Origin of the sequence: Streptomyces sp. NPDC004647 (assembly GCF_040609575.1) — a bacterium.
In the GTDB taxonomy this organism is placed as follows: Bacteria; Actinomycetota; Actinomycetes; order Streptomycetales; family Streptomycetaceae; genus Streptomyces.
On sequence record NZ_JBEXKU010000003.1, the window covers coordinates 96,832 to 119,859 of the forward strand.

Consider the following 23,028-nt stretch of genomic DNA (forward strand, 5'->3'; position numbering starts at 1 on the left):
CCGGGGTACGCGAAAGGGGGCGGTTCCCGCTCGGTGTGCCGAGCCGGGAACCGCCCCCTTCAGGCGTGCTGCCTTACGGGCGGGCCCGCGGACCTACGTGATCCCCGGGCCGCCTGCCGATCTCAGAGGCCGAGGTCGCCCTCGAACTCGCCTGTCTCCAGACGCGCCTTGACGGTGCCCAGGAAGCGGGCGGCGTCCGCGCCGTCCACGATCCGGTGGTCGTACGTCAGGGCCAGGAAGACCATGTCGCGGATGGCGATGGTCTCGCCCAGGTCCGGGTGCTGCACGACGACCGGTCGCTTGACGGTCGCCCCGATGCCCAGCATGCCGACCTGCGGCTGGTTGAGGATCGGGGTGTCGAACAGCGCACCCCGCGAGCCGGTGTTGGTCACCGTGAAGGTGCCACCGGTGACCTCGTCCGGCTTCAGCGCGTTGTCGCGGGTGCGGGCCGCGAGGTCCGCGGTCTTCTTCGCGAGGCCGGCGATGTTCAGATCACCCGCGTTGTGGATGACCGGGACCATCAGGCCGCGGTCGGTGTCCACCGCGATGCCGATGTGCTCGACGTCGTGGTAGGTGATCGTGTCGTCGTCGTTCACCTTGGCGTTGACCGACGGGTGCACCTTGAGCGCCTCGGTGGCGGCCTTGATGAAGAACGGCATCGGCGAGAGCTTGACGCCCTCGCGCTGCACGAAGCTGTTCTTCGCCTTGGCGCGCAGCTGCATGATCCTGGTGACGTCCACCTCGACCACGGTGGTGAGCTGCGCCGAGACCTGCAGTGAGTTGACCATGTGCTTGGCGATGGCCTTGCGGACGCGGGTCATCGGCACCGTCTGACCGCGCAGCGGCGACGGGGTCACCGGGGCGGCGGCGGAGGGCGCTGCGGCGGCCGGAGCCTGGGCCTTGGCGGCCTCGGCGGCGGCGATGACGTCCTGCTTGCGGATACGCCCGCCGACGCCGGAGCCCTTGACCCTGTTCAGGTCCACGCCGTGCTCGGTGGCGAGCTTGCGCACCAGCGGAGTGACGTACGCGCCGTCGCCCTCACGGGCCGGAGCAGCAGCCGGGGCTGGAGCGGGAACCGGTGCGGACGGCGTCGGCTCAGGAGCAACCGGAGCCGGGGTGACAGCCTGCGGCGCCGGGGCGGCCGGGGCCTGCGGAGCCGGCGCGGGAGCCGGGGCAGGGGCGGGCGCCTCCTGCGCGGGGGCTTCCTGCGCGGGCGCGGGCGCCGGAGCGGCCGGAGCCGGGGCAGCCGCGGGGGCGGCACCGGCGGCGCCGATGACGGCCAGCCTCGAGCCGACCTCGGCCGACTCGTCCTCGCCCACCAGGATCTCGAGCAGGGTGCCCGCGGCCGGGGACGGGATCTCGGTGTCGACCTTGTCGGTCGAGACCTCGAGCAGCGGCTCGTCGGCCGCGACCTCTTCACCGACCTGCTTGAGCCAGCGGGTGACGGTGCCCTCGGTCACCGACTCGCCCAGCGCGGGCAGGACGACGTCCGTGCCTTGGGCGGCACCGGCCGCGGGGGCCGGAGCAGCGGCCGGGGCGGGGGCCTCGGCCTGCGGGGCCGGTGCCGCTGCGGGCTCCGGCTCAGCCTGCGGAGCGGGCTCGGCTGCCGGGGCGGCGGCCTCGGCCGGCGCCTCGGCGGGTGCCCCGGAGCCGTCGTCGATGACGGCCAGCTCCGTGCCGACCTCCACTGTCTCGTCCTCGGCGACCTTGATGGAGGTGAGCACGCCGGACGCGGGGGCCGGGATCTCGGTGTCGACCTTGTCGGTCGAGACCTCGAGCAATGGCTCGTCTGCCTCGACCTTTTCACCCTCGGCCTTCAGCCAGCGGGTGACGGTGCCCTCGGACACGCTCTCGCCGAGCGCCGGCAGGGTTACGGAAACCGCCATGGTTTCGGTTGCTCCTAACGATCTGTGCGGATGGGACAGCGCCCGGGTGTCAGTCGTGCGAGTGCAGGGGCTTGCCGGCCAGGGCCAGGTGGGCCTCGCCGAGTGCCTCGTTCTGCGTCGGGTGGGCGTGGACGAGCTGCGCGACCTCGGCCGGCAGCGCCTCCCAGTTGTAGATCAGCTGCGCCTCGCCGACCTGCTCGCCCATACGGTCACCGACCATGTGGACGCCGACCACGGCGCCGTCCCGCACCTGGACGAGCTTGATCTCGCCCGCGGTCTTCAGGATCTTGCTCTTGCCGTTGCCGCCGAGGTTGTACTTGAGCACGACGACCTTGTCGGAGCCGTAGAGCTCCTTGGCCTTCGCCTCGGTGATGCCGACCGAGGCGACCTCCGGGTGGCAGTACGTCACCCGGGGCACACCGTCGTAGTCGATCGGCACGGTCTTGATACCGGCCAGCCGCTCCGCGACCAGGATGCCCTCGGCGAAGCCGACGTGGGCGAGCTGGAGGGTCGGCACGAGGTCACCCACGGCCGAGATGGTCGGCACGTTGGTCTGCATGTACTCGTCGACGAGGACGAAGCCGCGGTCGACGTTGACCCCCGCCTCCTCGTAGCCCAGGCCCTGGGAGACCGGGCCGCGGCCGACGGCGACGAGCAGGAGCTCGGCCTCGTAGGTCTTGCCGTTCTCCAGCGAGACCTTCACACCGTCCGCGGTGTACTCGACACCGGAGAAGCGGGAGCCGACAGAGAAGTTGATGCCGCGCTTGCGGAAGGCGCGCTCCAGCAGCTTGGAGCTGCTCTCGTCCTCGGCCGGGACGAGGTGGGGGAGCGCCTCGACGATGGTGATGTCGGCCCCGAAGGACTTCCAGGCAGAGGCGAACTCGACGCCGATGACACCGCCACCGAGCACGATCGCGGACTGCGGCACGCGGTCGAGCACGAGCGCGTGGTTGGAGGAGATGACGCGGTTGCCGTCGATCTCCAGGCCCGGCAGCGACTTCGGCACGGAGCCGGTCGCCAGCAGGATGTGGCGGCCCTCGTAGCGCTCGCCGTTCACGTCCACCGAGGTGGGCGAGGACAGTCGGCCCTCACCGGTCACGTAGGTGATCTTGCGGGAGGCGACCAGGCCCTGCAGGCCCTTGTACAGGCCGGAGACGACGCCGTCCTTGTACTTGTGCACCCCCGCCATGTCGATGCCCTCGAACGAGGTCTTGACGCCGAATTCGGCGCCCTCGCGTGCCTGGTCGGCGATCTCACCGGCGTGGAGCAGAGCCTTCGTGGGGATGCATCCGTAGTGCAGGCAGGTGCCGCCCAGCTTGTCCTTCTCGATCAGTGCGACGTCCAGGCCCAGCTGCGCCCCGCGCAGGGCAGCTGCGTAACCACCGCTACCGCCTCCGAGGATCACTAGGTCGAAAACGGTGCTGGCGTCGTTCGCCACGTCACGTCCTCCATGCATGGGTACGCCGGACCCGGTCGTTCTCAGACCGGACGGCGGCTGTTGTTCGGCCGCTGTGTTGCTTCGGCCCTCGCTATGACTCGATCTTTGTACGAGCCGGGGCCCTGTCCTGCCGAGACAACATCTTCGCACTTGTTGGCGGGCAGCGGGACGGCGGGCCGGGCTGTGAGACGTCTCTCAGGTTCCCCGACAGGGTTACTCGCGCGTATCCCGGTACGGATTTCGTCGAGGGCGAACGCCATGCGTACGGCCCCGGGCGCGATGCCCGGGGCCGTACGCACCCGGGTACCCGGGAGAGGACCTGCCGCCCTCGAAGAGGCTCACATCAGCGGACCGCGGCCGGACGGCAGCCGCACAGCGGCCGGTGCCGTACGGGATGCGGACGTCAGCCGAGGTCGCCCGCCGCCGTGCGCTCGGCGAGTCGCACCAGGGTCCGGACCGCGGATCCGGTGCCGCCCTTGGGGGTGTAGCCGAACGGCGAACCCTCGTGGAACGCCGGGCCCGCGATGTCCAGGTGCGCCCAGGTGATGCCCTCGCCGACGAACTCCTTCAGGAACAGACCGGCGACCAGTCCGCCGCCCGCCCGCTCACCCATGTTGGCGATGTCCGCCACCGGCGAGTCCATGCCCTTGCGCAGCTCGGTCGGCATCGGCATCGGCCAGGACTGCTCGCCGGCCTCCTCCGCGATCTCATGGATCGAGGTGCGGAACGCGTCGTCGTTCGACATGATCCCGAAGGTCCGGCTGCCGAGGGCGAGAACCATCGCGCCCGTGAGAGTCGCCACATCGACGATCGCGTCCGGCTTGTCCTCCGAGGCGCGGGTGAGGGCGTCGCCCAGTACGAGCCGGCCCTCGGCGTCGGTGTTGAGGACCTCGACGGTTTTGCCCGAGTACATCCGCAGGATGTCGCCGGGGCGGGTGGCCGTGCCGGACGGCATGTTCTCGGCGAGCGCCAGCCAGCCGGTGACATTGACCTCGAGGCCCAGTTTGGACGCGGCCACGACGGCGGCGAACACGGCGGCGGCGCCGCTCATGTCGCACTTCATCGTCTCGTTGTGGCCGGCCGGCTTCAGCGAGATGCCGCCCGAGTCGTAGGTGATGCCCTTGCCGACGAGGGCGAGGGTCTTCTCCGCCTTGGGGTGGGTGTGGACGATCCGCACCAGCCGCGGCGGGTTGTCCGAGCCTTGGCCGACGCCCAGTAGACCGCCGTAGCCGCCCTTGGCGAGCGCCTTCTCGTCCAGCACCTCGACCTTGAGGCCGTGCTCCTTGGCGGCGGCCTGGGCAGCCGCGGCGAAGGACTTGGGGGTGAGGTCGTTGGAGGGGGTGTTGACCAGGTCGCGGGCGCGGTTGACCTCTGCCGCCAGCGCTTCGGCGCGCTCCGCGGCGGCCTTGAAGGCCTTGTCGCGGGGCTTGCCGCCGAGCAGGGTGACCTCGGCGAGCGGCGCACCCTTGTCCCCGGCTCCCTTCTTCTTGCCGTTGCCCTCGCCCTTGCCGCTCCCGTTGTTCCGGTACGTGTTGAAGGCGTACGCGCCGAGCAGCGCGCCCTCGGCCACGGCGGCGACGTCGTCCGGGCCTTCGACGGGCAGCGCGAACGCGCCCTTCTTGGAGCCGGACAGTGCGCGGGCCGCGGCTCCGGCGGCGCGGCGCAGCGTCTCCGCGCCGAAGCCGTCGCCCTTGGCGGGGTTGTCGCCGAGCCCGACCGCCAGCACGACCGGGACCTTGAGGCCGGACGGCGCGGGGAGCTTGGTCACCTCGCCCTCGCCGCCGGAGGCACCGAGGGTCTCGAGGACAACGGCCAGTTTCCCGTCGAACGCCTTGTTCACGGCCTCGGCGCCGGGCGCGACGACCGGGCCCTTGTCGCCCTTGACCACGCCGATGACGACGGCGTCCGCGCGCAGCGTCGCCGCTGAGGAGGTGCTGAGAGTCAGAGCAGTCACGGTGATGGGGTTCCTCTTCCGTTGCGTTCCTCGGCCAGTCGGTGGTCCGGCCGCCGCTCGGGTCTGCCGAACAGACCCGGCCCACAGCCGTGCAGATACGCACGGCCCAGGGCGCTGCCTGCATCGTATTCCGACCGGCTTTGCGAAGCCGGTCGTACAGCCGGAGCTGCTGGGATCGGGGCCCGGCGCAGTCGCTGTCCGGGGTCGGACGGCGGGCAGAGCCGTAGGCGGGTACGCCGACTTTGCTGAACCGGACTGCCCGCGGTGGCGCGGCAGATGGGCGGTCGGCGCGTACGGCGGTCGGCTCTTGGGGGCCGGGCCGGGCCGGGCCGTGACGCCGTCGACCCGCCGCGGCAGTGCAGGCACTGCCGTTGAACGCAGCGGCTCGCGTTCGGAGGCTCGCGTCAGCCGAGGGCGAGGACCAGCAGCGTCGCCGTCGCCGACGTCTCGGCGAGGGCGCCGAAGACGTCGCCTGTGACGCCGCCGAAGCGCAGGAGGCAGCGGCGCAGGAGGAGTTCGGACGCGGCGAGGGCGGCCGGCGGGGCGAGGGCATGGTGGACGGCGGCGTACGGTCCGAAGAGCGCGCCCGCGGCCGCGCAGACCGCCGCCGTGATCGCGACCGCCGCCGCAGCGGCCCGTACGGGCACAACCCCGGCCACCGCCGCGCCCAGCCCGTCCGGCCGGGCGGCCGGCACCTCGGCGCGGGAGGCGAGCGTGAGGGCCAGCCGCGCGGTGACGGCGGCGACCCCCGCCGCCACGGCCCCGCGCCAGGGGCTCGCCGCGTACAGCTCGTACAGGACGGCCGTCTGAGCAAGCAGCACGAGGACGAGGGAGATGACGCCGAAGGGCCCGATGTCCGACCGCTTCATGATGCGCAGGGCGTCCTCGGCGGGCTTCGCGCTGCCCAGCCCGTCGGCGGTGTCGGCGAGCCCGTCCAGGTGCAGTCCGCGGGTCAGCGCCGCCGGTACGGCCACCGTGGCCACCGCGGCGAGCATCGGCCCGCCGCCGAGGAACAGCAGCAGGACGCCGAGCGCGGCGGCGCACACACCGACGACCGCCCCCGCCAGCGGGGCGCAGAGCATGCCGCCCCGTGCCGCGGCCCGGTCCCACCGGGTGACCCGGACCCGTAGCACCGTGAGCGTGCCGAAGGAGAAGCGCAGCCCGTCGCCCAGCGAGGCGGCGCCGCCCGGGCAGGACGGGTCGGCCGGTCCGTGAGTCGTGTCGGTCATCGCGCGCAGGCTATCCCGCCCCGATCGGCACTAAATTGCCCCTACGCCTCCGTATACGGGGCATACCGGAAGCCGGAAGCGGGTGTCATGGGTCACTGGTGGGCGCGCAACATCATCGAACCGGGCAAGCTGCCGCTCCTCCTCGCCCTCTTCTCCTTCGTCATCACCTTCCTGATCACCCGTTCCATCACCCGCATGATCAGGGCGGGAAAGGGGCCCTTCCGCAACGTCTCCACCGGCGGTCTCCATGTGCACCACGTTGTCCCCGGCATCCTGCTGACCGTCGTCGGCGGCTTCGGCGCGATCGGGGGTCACCGGGAGGGCTTCGGCACCGGGGTCGCCGCGGTCGTGTTCGGTATCGGTGTCGGACTGGTGCTCGACGAGTTCGCACTCGTCCTGCACCTCAGCGATGTGTACTGGACCGACCAGGGGCGGCAGAGCGTCGAGGTCGTGGTGCTCACGGCGGCGCTGGTGGGGCTGATGCTCCTCGGCTTCTCGCCGTTCGGGGTGAACAATCTGTCCTCCGACGAGCTGCAGGACCGGGTGACCGTCGCGGCGAACATCGCCCTGAACTTCCTCATCGCGCTGCTCGCCCTGGTCAAGGGCAAGGCCCGGATCGCCGTGATCGGGGTGATCGTGCCGTTCGTGGCGCTCGTGGGCGCCGTACGTCTCGCCCGGCCCGGCTCGCCCTGGGCCAAGCGGTTCTATCGCAGCCGGCCGAGGGCCAGGGCGAAGGCGCAGGTGCGGGCGTACCGGCACGACGAGCGGTGGAACCGGGTGCGCCGCCGCTTTCAGGATTTCGTGGCGGGAGCCCCGGACCGCTGACGGCTGCGCCGGTCCGGCCCGCCCGGCCCGTCCATCCTCCTCGGCCCGTCCATCCTCCTCGGCCCCTCCATCCCTCTCGGCCCGTCCATGCCGTCCTTGCCTTCCTTGCCGCCCGGTGCGCCCGACCCGTTCGGTCCGTACAGCACCTCGCGCCGGTACGGGACTTCCCGTCCGTACGGCACATCCGGTCCGTCCTGTCCGTTCGAGCTGTCCAAGCCGCCCGGCCCGTACAGCCGGTCCGGAAGGTTCCCGCGTTCCCGGCGGCGGCTCCGCACCTTGCGGAACGCCTCCTCCACGGCGCACACCACCACGACCGCCGCGATCGCCGCCAGATGCTCCTTGCCGGCCAGGTTCGGCTTGACGGCCACCTCGAGGATCATCGCCGCCACGACGAGAGCGGCCGTCACCAACGCGCGGTAGTGCCAGGAGACATACACCGCGAGGGCGACGACCGCCGCCGACGGCCCGGTGTCGTGGACCAGGGCGTCCTCGGCGGGCAGACCCAGGAATCCGCCGGGCCCGACGGCCGTGCCGTACCGGGCGTACGCCGTCCCGGTGAGCGTCGCCAGATACGCGATCAGCACCGTCCGCAGCCGCCCCAGGCAGATCTCGGCGATACCGAAGACGAAGAAGACCTGCACCAACGCGCCCCAGACGGGGAGATCGAGGGCCGGTACGAAGAGCGAGAGGGGGGTGCGCAGTAGCGCGAGCCACCAGTCCTGGGAGGCCTGGACAGCGCCGATCCCCTGGATCGGCCGCAAGCCCCAGGACTGTGTCTGCACCAGCTGGAAGAGGCCCGTCAGGCCGATCGCGCAGACCGTCATCGGGATCGCCCCGAGCACGGCGGGCCTCTTCCCCACGAACCCGTTCCGTACGGACTCGAGGACCGGCCCCCACTCGGCCCGGGCCGCGCGCTTCACCGGCCCGGCCGCCATGGCGCTCAACGCTTCGTCCCGAGGCGCTGACGGCGGCTCAGCCAGGAAGGCAGCGCCGGTGCCTCGAGGAATCCCTCGGCGCGGGCGGCGGCGATGCCGATACGGGGCAGCTCGACGCTCTTCTCGAACAGGAGATAGCGAGGCTCCCAGATCGGCCGGTACTTCGCGTTGGCGCGGTACAGCGACTCGATCTGCCACCAGCGCGAGAAGAAGCTCAGCAGCGAGCGCCACAGCCGCAGCACCGGGCCCGCTCCCAGTTTCGCGCCGCGCTCGAAGACGGACCGGAACATGGCGAAGTTCAGCGACACCTGGCTGACGCCGACATCGGGGGCGCGCTGGAGAAGCTCGATCACCATGAACTCCATCAGGCCGTTCTCGCAGTTGCGGTCACGGCGCATCAGATCGAGCGAGAGTCCCTTCGGGCCCCAGGGGACGAAGCTGAGCAGCGCGCGCAGCTCGCCGTCGGCGTCCGAGCACTCCAGCATCACGCAGCGGCCGTCGCCCGGGTCACCGAGCCGGCCGAGCGCCATGGAGAAGCCGCGCTCGGTCGCGCCGTCCCGCCAGTCGTCGGCGCGGCGCAGCAACTGAGTCATCTCCTCGTCGGGGATGTCCTGGTGGCGGCGGATACGGGCCGTGTAGCCGGCCCGCCGGACCCGGTTGTACGCCTGCCGTACGGTCCGCATGGCGCGACCGTCGAGGGTGAAGTCGCCGGTCTCGACGATCGCTTCGTCGCCCAGCTCGAGCGCGTCGAGGCCGTGCCGTGCATAGATGGTGCCGCCTTCCTCGCTCGCGCCCATCACGGCCGGGATCCAGGCGTGCTCCCGGCACTCGGCGAGCCACCGGTCGATCGCGCCCGGCCAGGCCTCCGGGTCGCCGATCGGATCGCCGGACGCGAGGGATACGCCTCCCACTACGCGGTAGGTGATCGCCGACTTGGCGCTGGGCGACCAGATGGCGCTCTTGTCGCGGCGCAGCGCGAAGTACCCGAGCGAGTCCCGCTCGCCGTGCCGCTCCAGTAGCCCGCGCAGCCGCGCCTCGTCCTCCGGGCCGATCAGGTCGACGGCGCGACGGGTCCGGAAGGCCGCCCACACCACGGCGAGCAGCAGCAGGGTGCTCATCACGTTGATGAAGACATTCGCCCAGGAGGGAGTGCTGATGCCCGGGAAGGCTGCGTCGTCGGGCGCGAGGGAGATCAGGCGCATGACCGCGTAGCGCAACCGGTCCGGGAAGGAGGGCCGGTGACCGTGGCCGGCGGTGTTGGTGAGGGTGACCAGGAGTGTCGCGACGAGTGCGGCGGCCGGCACGCCGACGGCCGCGACCGCGGCGGCGAGCTTGGGGTTGGACCGGTCGCCGATGGCGTAGAACTCGCGTCGGCTGACGAGCAGCGAGAGGACGAAGAGAAGGGTGAGGCAGAGCGAAATCCAGTTCTGCGCATGCCGGTTGAACTCGGGGAGCAGCATGAACAGGCCGAGCAGCGCGGCGAGAAGGCCGGACAGCGAGAGATTGACGATCCAGGCAGCGCGTTTGCGACGCCGCATGGTGACCGCGAGGAACAGCGTGCAGACGCCCGAGGCGAAGCCCGCCGTGAGCAGGTACGGGGTGAAGAACTCGTCGACGTTGTGCCGGCGGAGGTCCTGGCCGAAGGAGACCCAGACCGCGCTGAGGAGGTTGATGAACGCGACCGCGCGCAAGTACCAGACGGCGAAGGCGGCGCCGCGCCGGGGCAGTGCGGAGAAGAGCGAGCGGGGTGCGCCGGAGTCCTGCGGGGTACGGACCGTGCGGTGCGTGAGGGGCGTGAGGGAGGCGCCGGGTGCACGGGAGGCGCGCGGGACGACGCTGTCACCGGTCCGCCGGTCGCAGACGCCCTCAGCGGGGTGATCAGTACGAGCGGATGGCTCGGTGCGCTCGGTGCTCAAGCGTGCTTCTCCCATGAAAGTGGATCATATGGGGCGGTGTTCAGGGAGAAGCCGGACAATTCAAAGATGCAACAATCGGTCAGTCGTCGTCGGCTGCCTCCGACGGCTCGGCCGTCGCAGGCTCCGGCTCCGGCTCTGCCGGCTCCGGCTCTCCAGGCTCCGGAGACGGCCGCTCGGGCAGCTCCGCCGCCAGCGCGGCGGCTGCCTGCACCAGCGGCAGCGCGAGCAGCGCCCCCGTTCCCTCGCCCACAGTGACGCCGTGGTCGAGCAACGGGTTGAGCGCCATCCGGTCGAAGGCCTTGGCCTGGGCAGGTTCACCGCTCGACTGACCCGCCAGCCACCAGTCCGGGGCACGGAACGCCACCCGCTGCGCGACCAGGGCACACGCGGCGGAGACGACTCCGTCGAGGATCACGGGGGTGCGGCGCACCGCGCACTGCAGCAGGAACCCGGTGATCGCGGCGAGATCGGCACCGCCGGTCGTGGCGAGCAGCTCGAGCTGGTCACCGAGTACGGGCCGGGCGCGGCGCAGCGCGTCCCGGATCGCGGCACACTTGCGCATCCACGCGACGTCGTCGATCCCGGCGCCGCCGCGGCCGGTGACGACGGAGGCGTCGGTGCCGCAGAGCGCGGCGATGAGCGCACCGGCCGCGGTGGTGCCGCCCACGCTCAGATCGCCGAGGACGACGAGGTCCGTGCCGGAGTCGGCCTCCTCGTCGGCGACCGCCATACCCGCGCGGAACGCCTTCTCCGCCTCCTCGGCCGTCAAGGCGTCCTCGACGTCGATACGGCCCGAGCCGCGGCGGACACGGTGCCGTACGACGTCCTCCGGCAGCTCGGCCGGGTCGCAGTCCACCGCCATGTCGACGACGCGCACCGGGGTGCCGAAACGGTGGGCGAGGACGGAGACCGGGCTCTCACCGTCGAGCACGGCGCGTACGAGTCGCCCGGTGGTGCCGGCGGGGCGGGCGGAGACGCCGAGTTGAGCGATTCCGTGGTCCCCGGCGAAGAGGACGACACGGGGGCGCTCAATGGGTTTCACCGGCACCTCGCTCTGCGCGGCGGCGAGCCACTCGCCGAGCTCGTCGAGGCGCCCGAGCGAACCCAGCGGCGCAATGAGGCGCTCCCTGCGCTCCTCGGCATCGCGGCGGACACCGGCGTCGGGGCGTTCGATCAGATTGCCGAAGTCGTCGAGATTCAGGCCGCTCATCCGTGGAACATTACCGGTGGCTGCCGGGCCGATGCGTTGCGGGCCCACGGCTCCGGTCCCTGGGGGCGCGTTCGCTGGGCCGGGCCGCTTCTGCCCTCGCCGGGCCCGCCGCTCCGCGCCGGGGTGTGGCCGGTTGGGGTGGTGCCGTCGGGTGGCGGGGCCGGCGGCCGACCCGACCGACGTCCGGGCTGGGCTGCACGGTGGCCCGGCATGCCGTCGCCGGGGCTGCCCCGTAGCCCCGCCCCGGTATGCCGGCCATCCGACTGTCCAAAGGCCGCCCGGCACCGGGCCGTTACGCTGCCCGGTCCTGGCGTCGTGGCGATTGCCGGGGGGAGGAGGGGGCCTCGTGGCCGCGGTCGCCAACGGTGGGCGACCGTCCACGGGAGACCCGGTACCTGATCACCCGCCCGCACGGGGGTGCGGGTGGGTACGTTCCCCCGCTGGAGGCCGGGGGTGCCACGGCGGGTCTGCGGTCCGCGAACGGCCGAAACTGCCCCGACAGCCGGGTTCGGCGGCCTGGCGGGCCGGCGGGAGCCTCCGCAGGAGACACCGACCGCAGGGTGGCGACATCCGGGCCGGAGGCCGGTCAGCGGGGGCGCAGGGGGAGCGCCTGGCCCGCCACCACCAGGAGGACGTGCTCGCACTCCGCCGCGAACGCCGCGTTGAGGCGGCCGAGTTCGTCGCGGAAGCGGCGGCCCGAGGCAGTCGCCGGGTGGATCCCGGAGCCGACCTCGTTCGAGACGGCGACCACCGTGCGGCGCGTGGCCCGTACCGCCGCCACCAGCGCGTCCGTACGCTCGTGGAGCGCCCGGCGGCCGCCCGCCGCCCAGCGCTCGTCGTCCCACGCCCCGACCGAGTCCAGCGCGTCCGTCAGCCACAGCGCCAGGCAGTCGACGAGAAGCGGAGGTCCGTCCTCCGAGAGCAGGGGGACAAGGTCGCAGGTCTCGACCGTGCGCCAGGAGTGCGGGCGCCGGTCGCGGTGCAGGGCGATCCGGTCCGCCCAGTCCCGGTCGTCCTCCCGGCTGCCGCCCGTCGCCACGTACACCACGTCGGGGAAGGACTCCAGGCGGCGCTCGGCCTCGACCGACTTCCCCGAGCGCGCCCCGCCGAGTACGAGCGTGCGGCGCGGCAGATCGGGCACGGCCCGGTATTCGCCGACCGGCAACGTCTCCCCGTCCGGCACCGTGCGCGCCCCTGCCGCCTCCAGCCGGCGGTGCAGCTCGGCGCCCGGAAACACGTCGTGGTCGATATGGACGGCGATCACGTCGGTCGAGGCCGACACCCCGCCCGCGGCCCGCAGCCGGGCCAGCGCGTCGGGCCGCGCGACGACGTCGAGCACGACCATGTCGTACGGCTCGAGCCCCTCGGTCAGGCCCGCGGGCGCGGTCCCCGGTGGCAGGTACAGCAGCTTCTTCCCGTCCGGTCCCGTGACGGCGTAGCCCGTGCCGGGCATGTCCAGCGCGATCGCCCGCACCTGGTGGCCGCTGATCAGTGCCAGCTCGCGCCCGTCGGCCACCCGCCCCGGCGTGGGCAGCCCGGCCGGGGCCTCGACGGCGGGCCCGTCGTGCGGGTGGGACAGCAGTACCTGCCGGACGCCGGCCAGCGAGCGGCCCGCGCGGGCGGCGGCGAGTGCGGCCCCCGGCGTGAGATCGAGCAACAGCGCGTCGTCCACGAGCAGCGCGGTCGAGGCCCGCGCGTCGTCGCCGACGGAGACAGCGCAGGCGGCGCAGGGGCAGTCGGGGCGGGGCAGTCCGCCCGGGGTTCCGGTGCCGAGGAGAGTGAGTTCCACGCCCTGATCGTCTCGCGTCGACGCCCTCGGGGCGCGCGGGGTCACCCTGTGGGACCCCAGCGCCGGCCGGGAGAGGCCCGTTAGGCTGCGGGCAGCACGTACTCGGAGGGACTCAGGAGGCGGACATGGTGTGGGCTTGGCGGTTCGAGAAGTCCGACGGGACGGAGACGGCGCCTGCGGTGGAGCCGGAGGAGTTCAGCACTCAGGGGGACGCCGAGTCCTGGATCGGCGAGGTCTGGAAAGACCTCCTGGACGGGGGCGCCGAGCAGGTGACCCTCTTCGAGGACGGCACCAAGATCTACGGACCGATGAGCCTGCACGGCGACGTGGAGTAGAGGCGCGGAGAAGTACGGCCGGCGGCGGCGCGAACATCGCGTCGCCGCCTACGCGTCCTGGTCGGAGGCGGTGTTCGGAGCCTTGTCGGCCCGGCCCCGGACTCCGCACAGATGCAGCAGCGCCGCGACCGCACGGTACGGGTCGGTGCGCCCGGCCCGGTCCTCTGCGGCGAGCATCCGCTCCAGCACATGCGGGGGCGGCGGCGGCTCGTCGTCGGCCGCCGCGTCGCTGAAGACCCGCACCCCGTACCAGGCGTGCAGCGGGGCGCCGATTCCGGCGAGCGTCGCGGTCAGCGCGCTGAGCCGGTCCGCCCGCACCTCGAGTCCGATGCGGTTGGTGTAAACGGGGGAGTCGAAGGCGGCCAGCGCCGTGTCCCAGTCGCCGGCCAGCCCCGGCCGCATGGCGAGCGCGTCGGCGTTCCGTACGAGCAGCGACATCAGCCCGCCGGGAGCCAGTACGCGGGCGAGCCCGGCCAGCAGCGGGTCGGGCTCCGCTATGTACATCAGTACGCCGTGGCACAGCACGACATCGAAGCTGCCGGGCAGGAAGTGGACACCGGTCTCGCGGCCGTCGCCCTCGATCAGCCGCACCCGCTCACGGATACCCTCCGGCTCGCAGGCCAGCGCGGTGCGGACCGTCGTCAGCATCTGCGGATCGGACTCCAGGCCGGTCACCTTGTGGCCGGCGCGGGCCAGCCGCAGCGCCTGCGTGCCCTGGCCGAGGCCGACGTCGAGTATCCGCAGCCGCTGTCCCACCGGGAAGCGGCCGGCTATCTGCTCCTCGAGCTGCCGCGCGACCAGCTCCTGGCGCACGACATTTCTTACGCCTCCGAGCACACCGAGCCACCCGGACGCCCCACCGCTGAAGCCGGTCGGAGCGCTCAGGGTCGCTCCCCGCGCTTGACCTGGGGCTTCGGCAGCCGCAGCCGGCGCATCTGCAGGGTGCGCATCAGCGCGTACGGCACAACGCCGCGGAGCTTTTCCTCCGGGAAGCGGGCCCGCAGCTGCTTCTTCAGCCGGATGGAGATACCCACCGAGTCGATCACGATCATGATGATCACGCCGAGCCACAGCAGCAGCGAGATGTTCTTGATCTGCATCGACGGCAGCATGCTCAGGATCAGGATGAGCACCGCGAGCGGCAGGAAGAACTCCGCGACGCAGAAGCGCGAGTCGACGAAGTCGCGGGTGAACCGGCGCACGGGACCCTTGTCGCGGGCCGGGAGATAGCGCTCGTCGCCGCTCGCCAGGGCCTGGCGCTGCTTGGCCAGATCCGCACGCCGCGCCTCGCGCTGACGCTTGGACGCCTCCTTGCGGTTGGCGCTGCCGGACGACGCCAGGCTGCGGCGCGGCGTCTGCGACTCGCTGCGCTTGGGGGTGGGCCGGCCCTTCGGGGCCTGCGGGTCACGGGGCTGGGGCTGGTCCGCGGTCATCCTGGTGACGGCGGCCTGCTCATCGTTGGAACGGCTTCGGAACACAAAGCCCAAGATACGGGGTCGGCGCGGCGGACCCCAGCCCCGAGGGGAACGATCCGGCAACGGAGCCGGTACGGGGCCGCCGTATCGGTACACAGCGGGCGCGCCGCGGACCGCCCCGGCTCGCACCTACTCCCTGCGCCGGACAAGACCATCCCGTGATCGTCCTGCAGGAGGAGCGCATCAGGCTCCGAACAGTGCAGTAATAGAGACAGGGCCCGTACTGTTGGGTCTGTAGACGTGCTGGAGTCCGAGCCCGGAGAAGGGGGCGCGCGAGGCCCATGAGCGGTGTCATGAAGCGGATGGGGATGCTCTTCCGCGCGAAGGCCAACAAGGCCCTGGACCGGGCCGAGGACCCGCGGGAGACCCTCGACTACTCGTACCAGAAGCAGCTCGAGCTGCTCCAGAAGGTCCGCAGGGGCGTCGCCGATGTGGCGACCTCCCGCAAGCGGCTCGAGCTCCAGCTCGGCCAGCTGCAGGGCCAGTCCACCAAGCTGGAGGACCAGGGCCGCAAGGCCCTCGCTCTGGGCCGCGAGGACCTGGCCCGCGAAGCGCTGTCCCGGCGGGCCGCGCTCCAGCAGCAGGTCACCGACCTGGAGACCCAGCACCAGACACTGCAGGGCGAGGAGGAGAAGCTGACTCTCGCCGCCCAGCGGCTGCAGGCCAAGGTGGATGCCTTCCGCACCAAGAAGGAGACCATCAAGGCCACCTACACCGCGGCGCAGGCGCAGACCCGGATCGGCGAGGCCTTCTCCGGCATCTCCGAGGAGATGGGCGACGTCGGCATGGCCGTCCAGCGGGCCGAGGACAAGACCGCGCAGCTCCAGGCACGGGCCGGCGCGATCGACGAGCTGCTCGCCTCGGGCGCCCTGGACGACAAGAGCGGCATGGCCAAGGACGACATCGCGGCGGAGCTGGAACGGCTCTCGGGCGGTTCGGATGTCGAGCTGGAGCTCCAGCGGATGAAGTCCGAACTGGCGGGCGGCAGCGGTTCGCAGCAGGCTATTGAGGGCGGGCAGCAGGAGGACCAGGCCGGCCAGCAGCAGCCGGAGGGCCACAGGTTCGACAAGCAGTAGGCCCCCGCCCGTGGGGCTCATCTGGAGGTCGTCGTGATCGTAAGGATCATGGGGGAGGGGCAGGTGGAGCTGGCGGACAGCCACTTCGCCGAGCTCAACAAACTGGACGACGAGCTGCTCGCCGAGATGGAAAGTGGCGATGAGGCCGGTTTCCGCGGGACGCTGGGCGCGCTGCTCGACGCGGTGCGGCGGCTGGGCGAGCCGCTGCCGGACGACTCCCTCGAGCCGTCCGAGCTGATCCTGCCCTCGCCCGAGGCGACGCTCGAAGAGGTCCAGGCACTGCTCAGGGACGACGGCCTCATCCCGGGCTAGAGGCACTCGTTCCGGGCCATGGGCCCTCCTCCCGGGCCGGCGGCCCTCGTTCCGGGGTGTACGGAATCCCGCCTGGGCTGTGCGGGGTCCCGCGTGGGCTCTACGAGGCCCGCCCGCGCCCCGCGCCCCGGCATACAGTCGCGTTGCCCGGTCCCGTCTCCGCGGGGCCGGGCCGCGCGGAGCAGCGGTGCCGCGCAGCCGTGTGGTGTATCGGCGTCCGCCGGAGCGCTTACCGTTGCTTCTCGTGACCTCCCTCGCCGTCGGACAGGGCTTCGCCCGTCCCCAGCGCTGGCTGCGGGCCCACCCGCTCGCGCTCGACGCCGCCCTGGCCGCGGTCGTACTCGCACTGATCCTGATCACCCTGGTGACCGATCCGCACGGCCCCCGCGGCCTCCGGTTCGGCGAGCGCACTCCGCATGTGTCGAGCGTCGTCCTCGCGTTCCTCGCGTGCGGGGCGCTCGTGCTGCGCCGCCGTATGCCGCACCAGGTCCTCGTCTGCACCGGAGCGCTCACCCTCATCGAACTGTTCAGCGGCTTCGGCGATCAGGGTGTGCCGGTCTCGCTGGCCGCCGTCGTCGCGCTCTACACCGTCGCCTCCCGCACCGACCGCTCCACGACCTGGCGGGTCGGCGCGCTGACCGTCGTTGTCCTCACCGCGGCCGCGATGTGCTTCGGGCCCCGGCCCTGGTACGGGCAGCAGAACCTGGGGATCTTCGCCTGGACGGGCATGGCCGCCGCGGTGGGCGACTCCGTACGCAGCCGCCGGGCCTTCGTCGACGCCATACGCGAGCGTGCGGAACGAGCCGAGCGGACCCGTGAGGAGGAGGCCCGCCGCCGGGTCGCCGAGGAGCGGATGCGCATCGCCCGTGAACTGCACGATGTCGTCGCCCACCACATCGCGCTGGTCAACGTCCAGGCCGGGGTCGCCGCCCATGTCATGGACAGCCGCCCCGACCAGGCGAAGGAAGCGCTCGCGCACGTACGGGAGGCCAGCCGCTCCGCGCTGCACGAACTCCGTGCCACCGTCGGCCTGCTGCGCCAGACCGGCGACCCCGAGGCCCCCACCGAGCCCGCCCCCGGCCTCGGCGTACTCGACCAGCTGGTCGAGGGGTTCGCACGCGCCGGACTGCCCGTCGAGGTCGAGGTGTCCTCGACCGCTCCGAAGGGACCCTGGCACAGCCGCAGCGCCGAGCAGGCGGCCACCGTGGTCGGCGAGCTGCCGGCGACCGTGGACCTGACCGCCTACCGGGTGGTCCAGGAGGCGCTGACCAACACGCACAAGCACGCGGGCGAGCGGGCGTCCGCCGTGGTCCGTATCGTCCGGGCCCGGGAGTCCCTGGAGATCACGGTCCTCGACGACGGGGTCGGCGCACCCGTGCTGGTGGAGGCGGGGGAGCCGGCCGGCCGGCGCCAGGAAGCCGGGGAGCCCGCCGATCGGCGTCAGGAAGTCCAGGAAGTCGTGGACGAGGGCGGCGGCCACGGGCTGATGGGCATGCGGGAGCGCGCCGCCGCGCTCGGCGGCCAGTGCGAGACGGGCCCGCGCTACGGAGGCGGCTTCCGGGTCCACGTACGCTTGCCGCTCACGACCGCTGGGGAGCCCGGGGACTGACGCCCGGTGAGGGAGGGGGCGACGTGACCATCCGGGTGCTGCTCGTCGACGACCAGGCGCTGCTGCGCAGCGCGTTCCGCGTCCTCGTCGACTCCGAGCCCGACATGCGGGTGGTGGGGGAGGCCTCGGACGGCGCGCAGGCCGTCCGGCTGCTGCGTGAGCTCGGCGCCGACGTCGTCCTGATGGACATCCGGATGCCCGGCACCGACGGGCTCACCGCCACCCGCGAGATCACCGCGGACCCGGCGCTGGACGGCGTCCGGGTCGTCATGCTGACGACCTTCGAGGTGGACGAGTACGTCGTGCAGTCGCTGCGGGCCGGCGCCTCGGGCTTCCTCGGCAAGGGCGCGGAGCCCGAGGAACTGCTGTCCGCCATCCGTATCGCCGCCGCGGGAGAGGCACTGCTCTCGCCGTCCGCCACCAAGGGACTCATCGCCAAGTTCCTTGCTCAGGCGGACGGTTCGGGCGACGGCGAGGACCGGGGCCAGGAGTCCGCGCGGCTCGCCGCGCTCACCGGCCGCGAGCGCGAGGTCCTCGTCCTCGTCGCGGGCGGCCTCTCCAACGACGAGATCGCCGAGCGGCTCGAGGTGAGCCCGCTGACCGTCAAGACGCATGTCAACCGGGCGATGGCGAAGCTCGGCGCCCGCGACCGCGCCCAACTGGTGGTGGTCGCCTACGAATCCGGGCTGGTACGTCCAAGGGTGGAGTGAGGACGGACGGGGACGTACTGCGCCTGCGGTACGCGCCCGGCCAGGGAACCGACCTTGGGGGCGAGGAAACCGTCCTTCGTATGCCTGATCGTATAAGTGGGCCGTAAATGTGCGCCCGGGAGGCAGAGCCTGCCGGGTCGCGCCCGCCCTCCTGCCGATCAGCAACGAACAGAAGAGAGATCTCCACCCATGTCCTGGCTGTCCAGAATCAGCCTCGTACAACGGGGTTTGATCGCGTTGATGGCGGTCGTCGCGATCGCCTTCGGGGCCATCGCGATCCCCCAGCTCAAGCAGCAGCTGCTGCCCTCCATCGAGCTGCCCATGGTGTCGGTGCTGGCCCCGTACCAGGGCGCGTCCCCCGATGTGGTCGAGAAGCAGGTCGTCGAGCCGCTCGAGGACAGTGTCGAGGCCGTGGACGGCATCACCGGCATCACCTCCACGGCGAGCGAGGGCTCTGCCGTGATCATGGCGCAGTTCGACTACGGGAGCGGCTCGAAGCAGCTCGTGGCCGATGTCCAGCAGGCCGTGAACCGGGCCCGTGCCGAGCTGCCGGACGATGTCGACCCGCAGGTGGTCGCCGGTTCCACCGACGACATCCCGACCGTCGTCCTCGCCGCCACGTCCGGCAAGGACCAGCAGGCGCTCGCCGATCAGCTCGACCGTTCGGTCCTGCCGGTCCTCAAGGACATCGAGGGCGTCGGCCAGGTCACCGTGGACGGTGTCCAGGACCGGATCGTCTCGGTCACCCCGGACGAGTCGAAACTCGCGAAGGCAGGACTCACGGCCGCCGCGCTCGGACCGGTGCTGGAGGCGAACGGCGCGTCCGTACCCGCCGGTTCCTTCGCCGAGGACGGCAAGAGCAAGACCGTCCAGGTGGGCGGCGGCTACACCTCGCTACGGCAGATCGAGGAGCTGCGGGTGTCGCCCGCGGCCGGCGGCCAGAGCGGTCAAGGCGGCCAGGGCGGCCAGAGCGGACAAGGCGTTCAGGAAGGACAAGGCGTTCAGGGCGGTGCCACGGGCAGCGCTCCGAAGCCCGTACGCCTGGGCGACGTCGCCACCGTCAAGGACGAGTCCTCGACCCCGGTCTCCATCACCCGCACCAACGGTGAGCCGAGCCTCGCCATCGTCATGACGATGGACCAGGACGGCAGCGCCGTCGCCATATCCGACACGGTCCGGGACAAGCTGCCCGAGCTGCGCCAGGACCTCGGCGCGGACGCGAAACTCACGGTCGTCAGCGACCAGGGCCCGGCGGTCTCCAAGTCCATCGACAGCCTCACCACCGAGGGCTTCCTCGGCCTGATCATGGCTGTCGTGGTGATCCTGGTCTTCCTGGTGTCGCTGCGCTCCACTCTGGTCACCGCGGTGTCCATCCCGCTCTCCGTCGTGATCACCCTGATCGTGTTGTGGAGCCGCGACCTGTCGCTCAACATGCTGACGCTGGGCGCGCTGACCATCGCCATCGGCCGGGTCGTCGACGACTCGATCGTGGTGCTGGAGAACATCAAGCGGCACCTGTCCTACGGCGAGGAGCGGCAGCAGGCCATCCTCACCGCGGTCAAGGAGGTGTCGGGCGCGATCACCTCCTCGACCCTCACCACCGTCGCCGTCTTCCTGCCGATCGGCGTCGTCGGCGGCATGATCGGAGCGCTGTTCGGCCCCTTCTCGCTGACCGTCACCGTCGCGCTGCTCGCTTCGCTGATCGTGTCGCTGACGGTCGTGCCGGTGCTGTCGTACTGGTTCCTGAGCGCGCCCAAGGGCGTCGGGGGCAAGAACGGCAAGGATGCCCAGGCGGATCCGGACGAGCTGCGCCGCCTCTCGGAGGAGAAGGAGGCGCGCAGCCTGCTGCAGCGGCTGTACGTACCGGTGCTGCGGTTCGCGACCCGGCGCCGCTTCACCAGCCTGGTGATCGCGGTGGTGGTGCTCATCGGCACCTTCGGCATGGCGCCGCTGCTGAAGACCAACTTCTTCGACCAGGGCGACCAGGACACTCTCACCATCAAGCAGGAATTGGACCCGGGTACCAGCCTGGGTGCGGCCGACGCCGCCTCGAAGAAGATCGAGAAGATGCTGGACGGCATCGGTGAGGTGAAGGACTACCAGGTCACCGTCGGCTCGTCCGGTCTCATGGCGGCCTTCGGCGGCGGTACGGGCGCCAACCAGGCCTCGTACCAGGTGAAGTTGGAGGACTCCGGCGACTCCGACGCGGCGATCGACAACATCCGCGACGGCCTGGACGGGCTCGGCAAGGGCGTCGGCCGGACCACGGTCAACGTGGGCGACGGCTTCGGCAGCCAGGACCTGAGCGTCGTGGTCAAGGCAGCGGACGCCGACGTGCTGAAGAAGGCGTCCGAGGCGGTGCGCGGCGAGGTCGCGAAGCTCGACGACGTCACCGACGTCCAGAGCGACCTGGCGCAGAGCGTCCCGCGCATCTCGGTCAAGAGCAACGAGAAGGCGGCGCGGTTCGGCTTCACGGAGGCCACGCTCGGCCAGGCCGTCACCCAGGCGGTGCGCGGCACCACCTCCGGCAAGGCGATCCTGGACGACACCGAGCGTGATGTCGTCGTGAAGTCGGCGAAGCCCGCGACGACCGAGGCCCAGCTGAAGAACCTCTCGCTGGCCACCCCGGCCGGCGCGGTGAAGCTCGGTGAGGTCGCGGACGTCAAGACGGTCCCCGGCCCGGTCCAGATGACCCGGATCGACGGCGCCAGGGCCGCGACGATCACGGCCAAGCCGACCGCTGACAACACCGGCGCGGTGAGCGCCGAGCTCACGTCGAAGATCGGCGCGCTGGACCTGCCCGAGGGCGCCAGCGCGGACATCGGCGGTGTCTCGCAGGACCAGGACGAGGCGTTCTCCTCGCTCGGACTGGCCATGCTGGCCGCGATCGCGATCGTCTTCATGCTGCTGGTCGCGACCTTCCGCAGCCTGGTGCAGCCGCTGATCCTGCTGGTCTCCATCCCGTTCGCGGCGACCGGCGCGATCGGACTGCTGGTCGCCACCGGCACTCCGATGGGTGTCCCGGCGATGATCGGCATGCTGATGCTGATCGGCATCGTGGTCACCAACGCGATCGTGCTGATCGATCTGATCAACCAGTACCGGGCGCAGGGCTACGGCATCGTGGAAGCGGTGGTCGAAGGCGGCCGGCACCGGCTGCGGCCGATCCTGATGACCGCGCTGGCGACGATCTGCGCGCTGCTGCCGATGGCCCTGGCGGTCACCGGTGACGGCGGCTTCATCTCCCAGCCGCTGGCCGTGGTGGTGATCGGCGGTCTGGTCACCTCGACGATGCTCACCCTGCTGCTCGTACCGACGCTCTACGCGATGGTCGAGCTGCGCAAGGAGCGCCGCCGCAAGAAGAAGGCGGAGAAGCGGGTGGCGAAGTCGGCGCCTGCGACGCCCTCGGGCGAGCGCGAGGTCGAACCGGCGGGCGTGTAGCGCCCGCCGCCACCGCCACGACGCCACGGCGCCCGTCCCGGAGTCCGGGGCGGGCGCCGCGGCGCTTGACCGGGCCTCCCCGGCGGGCCCGGGGCCACGGTCGGCCGCCCCGACCGCGGAAACGGCCCCGGTTGTGACGGCGAGCGCGTGAAGTCCCCCCGTTCCGGAGGGACTTCACTGACCACCACGCTTCTGACCACGACGCTTCTGACCACCACGCTTCTACAGTCCGGAACTTCCCTGCCTCTCAAGACCCGTGCGCCGGGCACCCGCGGATGCCCTGCGGCGGGCAGTCACCACAAACGACCAGGCCACAGCCCGGAGAACTGCGGTTCCGTCACCGCAGACGCAACTGCGGTACCAACTAGCTCTGCACCTCGCGGACCCAGGCCGTAAGACCTGCCAGGAATCCGGCCCGGTCATTCGGCGACAGCCGGTCCAGGGCGCGCAGCAGCGGCTCGGTCCGCCGGGCGACGAAGGTTTCGAGCGGCGGGCGGAATTCCTCGGCCAGTGACACCAGGACCCGGCGGCGATTCGCCGGGTCTTCGGCGCGTTGCACGATCCCGGCCCGGCTCAGACTGCCGACCAGCTCGCTGGCGGTGGGCAGCGACACATGGAGCCGCCGGGCGATCTCGCTGACGGTCAGTGGCTGTCCGGCCAGCAGCTGCGGGAGCACGGCGCCGTGGCGCGGCGTCAGCCCGTGCGTCTCCATCGCGTCGCGCAGCGGCGCCGGCATGAGATCCCGCACCACCGATCCACGGAAGAACGGCTCCAACAGGGGTACGAGGCCCAGGACTTCGACCTCGTCGGGGGCCGGCATCCGGGGTGCCTTCCCGGTCTCGTGCGTATGCGGCATACTGCGAGTCTAGATGGTTCGGATTTCCAAAC

Annotated in this window: 17 protein-coding genes and 1 pseudogene; 7 read left to right on the plus strand and 11 right to left on the minus strand. The window is 71.8% G+C overall.

Translation table 11 applies throughout. The features are described 5' to 3' along the window. Window positions 1-122 precede the first annotated feature (122 nt). The 4 genes from sucB to ABZW18_RS02285 form a co-directional block, all read right to left on the minus strand. Complete coding sequence (gene sucB, locus ABZW18_RS02270) at window positions 123-1,886, minus strand: 2-oxoglutarate dehydrogenase, E2 component, dihydrolipoamide succinyltransferase (protein WP_356180815.1); 1,764 nt, start codon at window positions 1,884-1,886, stop codon at window positions 123-125. 49 nt (window positions 1,887-1,935) lie between these two features. Next, window positions 1,936-3,324, minus strand: a complete 1,389-nt coding sequence (lpdA, locus tag ABZW18_RS02275; protein WP_356180817.1) for a dihydrolipoyl dehydrogenase — start codon at window positions 3,322-3,324, stop codon at window positions 1,936-1,938. A gap of 403 nt (window positions 3,325-3,727) precedes the next feature. After that, a complete protein-coding gene (locus tag ABZW18_RS02280; RefSeq protein ID WP_356180820.1) occupies window positions 3,728-5,278 on the minus strand; it encodes a leucyl aminopeptidase in 1,551 nt (516 codons plus the stop codon). 404 nt (window positions 5,279-5,682) lie between these two features. After that, window positions 5,683-6,507, minus strand: coding sequence for an adenosylcobinamide-GDP ribazoletransferase (locus ABZW18_RS02285; protein ID WP_356180822.1), 825 nt, complete (start codon window positions 6,505-6,507; stop codon window positions 5,683-5,685). Window positions 6,508-6,594: 87 nt separating this feature from the next. Here ABZW18_RS02285 and ABZW18_RS02290 point away from each other — a divergent pair, with 87 nt between their 5' ends. Next, the gene (locus ABZW18_RS02290) at window positions 6,595-7,332 is read left to right on the plus strand and encodes a hypothetical protein (protein WP_356180825.1); all 738 of its coding nucleotides are present in this window, start codon (window positions 6,595-6,597) and stop codon (window positions 7,330-7,332) included. Window positions 7,333-7,619: 287 nt separating this feature from the next. Here the strand turns inward: ABZW18_RS02290 and ABZW18_RS02295 are convergent. From ABZW18_RS02295 to ABZW18_RS02310, 4 genes and pseudogenes are all read right to left on the minus strand, one after another. Continuing rightward, window positions 7,620-8,267 (minus strand): annotated as a pseudogene (locus tag ABZW18_RS02295) (hypothetical protein); the annotation flags it as partial. Between the two features lie 5 nt (window positions 8,268-8,272). Further along, the gene (locus ABZW18_RS02300; RefSeq protein ID WP_356180828.1) at window positions 8,273-10,198 is read right to left on the minus strand and encodes a phosphatidylglycerol lysyltransferase domain-containing protein; all 1,926 of its coding nucleotides are present in this window, start codon (window positions 10,196-10,198) and stop codon (window positions 8,273-8,275) included. 64 nt (window positions 10,199-10,262) lie between these two features. Then, window positions 10,263-11,393, minus strand: a complete 1,131-nt coding sequence (cobT, locus tag ABZW18_RS02305) for a nicotinate-nucleotide--dimethylbenzimidazole phosphoribosyltransferase (protein WP_356180830.1) — start codon at window positions 11,391-11,393, stop codon at window positions 10,263-10,265. Window positions 11,394-11,979: 586 nt separating this feature from the next. Beyond that, on the minus strand, window positions 11,980-13,182 hold the full coding sequence (locus ABZW18_RS02310) for a bifunctional adenosylcobinamide kinase/adenosylcobinamide-phosphate guanylyltransferase (protein WP_356180833.1): 1,203 nt from the start codon (window positions 13,180-13,182) through the stop codon (window positions 11,980-11,982). A 125-nt stretch (window positions 13,183-13,307) separates the two neighbouring features. Between ABZW18_RS02310 and ABZW18_RS02315 the strand changes: the two genes are divergently transcribed. Next, on the plus strand, window positions 13,308-13,517 hold the full coding sequence (locus ABZW18_RS02315) for a hypothetical protein (RefSeq protein WP_356180836.1): 210 nt from the start codon (window positions 13,308-13,310) through the stop codon (window positions 13,515-13,517). Window positions 13,518-13,565: 48 nt separating this feature from the next. On the opposite strand, the gene ABZW18_RS02320 is transcribed toward ABZW18_RS02315, so the two are convergent. Further along, entirely contained in the window at window positions 13,566-14,330 is a 765-nt protein-coding gene (locus ABZW18_RS02320; RefSeq protein ID WP_356180837.1) for a methyltransferase domain-containing protein, read from the minus strand. 68 nt (window positions 14,331-14,398) lie between these two features. Beyond that, window positions 14,399-14,995 carry a DUF3043 domain-containing protein gene (locus ABZW18_RS02325; protein ID WP_356180840.1) on the minus strand — a complete coding sequence of 199 codons (597 nt, stop codon included), beginning with the start codon at window positions 14,993-14,995 and terminating at the stop codon, window positions 14,399-14,401. Window positions 14,996-15,273: 278 nt separating this feature from the next. On the opposite strand from ABZW18_RS02325, the gene ABZW18_RS02330 reads away from it, so the two are divergent. From ABZW18_RS02330 to ABZW18_RS02350, 5 genes are all read left to right on the plus strand, one after another. After that, window positions 15,274-16,068: a PspA/IM30 family protein gene (locus ABZW18_RS02330; protein ID WP_356180843.1), complete on the plus strand. Its 795-nt coding sequence runs from the start codon at window positions 15,274-15,276 to the stop codon at window positions 16,066-16,068. A gap of 33 nt (window positions 16,069-16,101) precedes the next feature. Further along, the gene (locus ABZW18_RS02335) at window positions 16,102-16,380 is read left to right on the plus strand and encodes a hypothetical protein (RefSeq protein ID WP_356180846.1); all 279 of its coding nucleotides are present in this window, start codon (window positions 16,102-16,104) and stop codon (window positions 16,378-16,380) included. Window positions 16,381-16,615: 235 nt separating this feature from the next. Further along, complete coding sequence (locus ABZW18_RS02340) at window positions 16,616-17,989, plus strand: histidine kinase (RefSeq protein ID WP_356180849.1); 1,374 nt, start codon at window positions 16,616-16,618, stop codon at window positions 17,987-17,989. A 23-nt stretch (window positions 17,990-18,012) separates the two neighbouring features. Continuing rightward, complete coding sequence (locus tag ABZW18_RS02345; protein WP_356180852.1) at window positions 18,013-18,699, plus strand: response regulator transcription factor; 687 nt, start codon at window positions 18,013-18,015, stop codon at window positions 18,697-18,699. Between the two features lie 189 nt (window positions 18,700-18,888). Continuing rightward, window positions 18,889-22,140: an efflux RND transporter permease subunit gene (locus tag ABZW18_RS02350; protein WP_356180854.1), complete on the plus strand. Its 3,252-nt coding sequence runs from the start codon at window positions 18,889-18,891 to the stop codon at window positions 22,138-22,140. 364 nt (window positions 22,141-22,504) lie between these two features. Here ABZW18_RS02350 and ABZW18_RS02355 read toward each other — a convergent pair whose 3' ends face one another. Beyond that, window positions 22,505-22,996 (minus strand): MarR family transcriptional regulator, encoded by a 492-nt coding sequence (locus ABZW18_RS02355; RefSeq protein ID WP_356180857.1) that lies wholly within the window; start codon window positions 22,994-22,996, stop codon window positions 22,505-22,507. Window positions 22,997-23,028: the final 32 nt, after the last annotated feature.